Genomic DNA, 2,882 nt, shown 5'->3' on the forward strand with positions numbered 1-2,882 from the left:
TGGATCGGATCGGGCTCCAGCAGCACGGGATACGCGATGCCCGGTGCGAGCTGGAGAGCGAACGCGCCTTGTCCGAGACCGGTCGAAACCCGGATCCCTTCAATCCTCACGCGGCGGTTGACGGCTCCCTGCGGATCGGCCAGGAGGTCGGACGCGTCCAGGTCACGGGCCGCCTCGATCGCGGCCGCTTCAGCTTCGGCGCGTCCTTCCTCGATGTCGCGCGACTGGAGGTTCAGCCAGTACATGAACCCTCCGATGGCCGCCAGCGCGACGATGCTGAGAATGACGCCGAGACCACCTTCACCCTTGTTGGACATGTCTCTTCTCCCGGTTCCTCACGCCTCGCGATCGGTGAATTCGATGAGCGCCAACTCCGCTCCGTCACCCTTCCGCGCGCCCAACTTCAGAATCCTTGTGTATCCGCCCGGGCGATGTTCGAACCGCGGGCCGATCTTCTCGAAGAGTTTCCGCAGTGCGGCGCGATCCGCGATCTGTCGGCCAGCCAGTTGCCTGCTATGCAGATCGCCCCTCTTCGCCAAAGTGATGAGCTTTTCGGCGAACGGCCGCAACTCCTTCGCCTTCGCCTCCGTGGTACGGATCCGCTCGTGCATGATGAGACTCGTCGCCATATTTCGCAGCATCGCCTTCCGATGGCTGCGCGTCCGGCTGAGTTCGCGCCCCTTCTTTCTATGCCTCATCGTCGCCCTGAGCTCCGTTTCCCGCCAGATCGTCCTTCAGGTAGAGGTTCCCTTCTTCATCCCGCAGGAACGACATACCGAAGCGGAGTCCGTGCGTGCCGAGGACCTCCGCCAGCTCCTCGAGAGACTTCTCTCCGAAATTCTCCAGCCGCAGGATATCGTCGCGCGACCGCGTGACGACGTCGCCCAGCGTCGTGATCCCCTGCTTTTCGAGGGTATTCCTTGAACGGGCCGAGACTTCGCTGAAATCCTCGAGCGAGCGTTCGAGCAGCTCGACAAGCTCCGAGTCGACAGGCTCCCTTACGCTCTTCTCCTCGACCGGCTCGAGGGCCTCCGGCAGCGTGGGCACGGTCCCCATCTGACTGAAATACGACAGGTGCAGCCGGACGATCTCCGCCGCCTGCGAAACCGCTTCCGCCGGATTCAGGGCTCCGTTCGTCTCGACGTCCACCTCGAGCCGGTCGAAGTCCGTGCGCTGGCCGACGCGGGTCTCCCTTACATTGAAATTCGCGCGGGTCACGGGGTTGTAAACCGCGTCGATCCGGATCGTACCCACCGGAAAGACACGCTTGGTTTCGGTCTCCTCGGGCGGCGTATGGTGCTCCGCCATGACGAAGCCGCGGCCGCGATTCACCCACAGGTCGAAGGCGAGAGGACGGTTCTCGGGCAAGTCCTCCTGCAGCGTGAAGAGCACGAGGTCCGGGTTCACCACGCGGACCGACGCATGCTCCCCGATCTGCTTCGCCATTACCGGACCCGCCTTGTGCGCCGTCAGCGAGAGCTTCGCGTCCTCTTTGTCCTCATCCATCACCAGGACCAGACGCTTCAGATTCTGAATGACCTGATGTACATCCTCGGCGACTCCGTCAACCGTCTGGTGTTCATGCTGGACACCGTCCGCCCGGAAGGCCCAGACGGCCGCTCCGGGAAGCGAGGACAACATGATCCGCCGGATCGAATTTCCGATCGTGTGCCCGAACCCGCGCTCCAGCGGCTGGAGGAGGAACGATGCGCGCGCCCCGTTGGGGGATCGCCTCTGTTCCTCCATCGCTTCCGGAAGCACGAGACCGGCCAGATCTACCGACACCGTCATATGCACTTCACTCCATGTTTTTGCTCAGCGAATTCCGCGGGCCGGCTCGGGGCCCCCGGCCTCGCGGGCTTACTTGCTGTAGAGTTCGACAATCAGCTGTTCTTCGACGGCGAGCGGAATGTCGGACCGGGACGGACGCTCAAGCATTCGCCCGCTCGCCGCGTCGTAGTCGACGCCCAGCCACGACAGCTGATCGCGTGAGCGGCGATCCTCTATCGCCTCGATCACCACCGGCAACTTCCGCGCTTTCGGCGCCATGGACACTTCCGCGCCGGGTCCGACGGAATAGCTCGGCACGTCGACCGTCGCCCCTTCGACCCGCACGTGGCGGTGCCGAATGAGCTGGCGCGCCGCCTTGCGAGAGGGCGCGAAGCCGAGGCGATAAACGATATTGTCGAGTCGGCTCTCGAGCGCGACGAGCAGGTTCTCGCCCGTGACGCCCGGGACGCGGGACGCCTTCGTGAAGAGAGAGCGGAACTGTTTCTCCGCGAGTCCGTAGATCCGCTTCACCTTCTGCTTCTCCCGCAACTGCACGGCGTACTCCGATTGCCGCCGGCGACGGCGGCCGCCGCCATGCTGACCGGGGGGGAACGCGCGGCGTTCGATCGCGCATTTCTCCGTGAAACAGCGCTTCCCCTTGAGGAAGAGTTTCTCTCCCTCGCGCCGGCACAGCCGACAGACGGGTCCCGTGTAGCGAGCCATCTATACCCTCCGCTTCTTCGGCGGACGGCATCCGTTGTGCGGAATCGGCGTCACGTCCTTGATCGAACGGATCGCGAGACCGGCCGCCTGCAGTGCCTGAATCGCCGACTCACGCCCCGACCCGGGGCCCTGCACTTCCACGTGGACTCGCCGCATCCCCATGCCGGCTGCCTCTCGTCCCACCGTCTCGGCCGCGATGGTGGCGGCAAAGGGCGTGGACTTCTTGGAGCCCTTGAATCCCGCCTTGCCGGCGCTGGCCCAGGCGACGGTGTCCCCGGTCAGAGTCGTGATCGTGATGATCGTATTGTTGAAGGTCGCCTTGATGTGGGCGACGCCCTCGGCATCGACCTGGCGCTTCTTTTTTCTTACCCGCTTTGCCATTCCCTGCG

Annotated in this window: 5 protein-coding genes; all 5 read right to left on the reverse strand. The window is 64.3% G+C overall.

Going from position 1 to position 2,882, the window contains the following annotated elements:
- Window positions 1-317 (reverse strand): hypothetical protein (locus OXN85_08395; GenBank protein ID MCY3599976.1); only part of this gene is annotated, 317 nt, incomplete at its 3' end.
- An 18-nt stretch (window positions 318-335) separates the two neighbouring features.
- Window positions 336-698 carry a 50S ribosomal protein L17 gene (gene rplQ, locus OXN85_08400; protein ID MCY3599977.1) on the reverse strand — a complete coding sequence of 121 codons (363 nt, stop codon included), beginning with the start codon at window positions 696-698 and terminating at the stop codon, window positions 336-338.
- Window positions 688-1,791, reverse strand: a complete 1,104-nt coding sequence (locus tag OXN85_08405; protein ID MCY3599978.1) for a DNA-directed RNA polymerase subunit alpha — start codon at window positions 1,789-1,791, stop codon at window positions 688-690. Before OXN85_08405 ends, rplQ begins: the two co-directional genes overlap by 11 nt.
- A 69-nt stretch (window positions 1,792-1,860) precedes the next feature.
- Window positions 1,861-2,493 (reverse strand): 30S ribosomal protein S4, encoded by a 633-nt coding sequence (rpsD, locus tag OXN85_08410; GenBank protein ID MCY3599979.1) that lies wholly within the window; start codon window positions 2,491-2,493, stop codon window positions 1,861-1,863.
- Window positions 2,494-2,882, reverse strand: a 389-nt coding sequence (rpsK, locus tag OXN85_08415; protein ID MCY3599980.1) for a 30S ribosomal protein S11, incomplete at its 5' end; no start/stop codon positions are given. It lies immediately after the preceding gene.

The organism is Candidatus Palauibacter australiensis, assembly GCA_026705295.1.
Taxonomy (GTDB): Bacteria; Gemmatimonadota; Gemmatimonadetes; order Palauibacterales; family Palauibacteraceae; genus Palauibacter; species Palauibacter australiensis.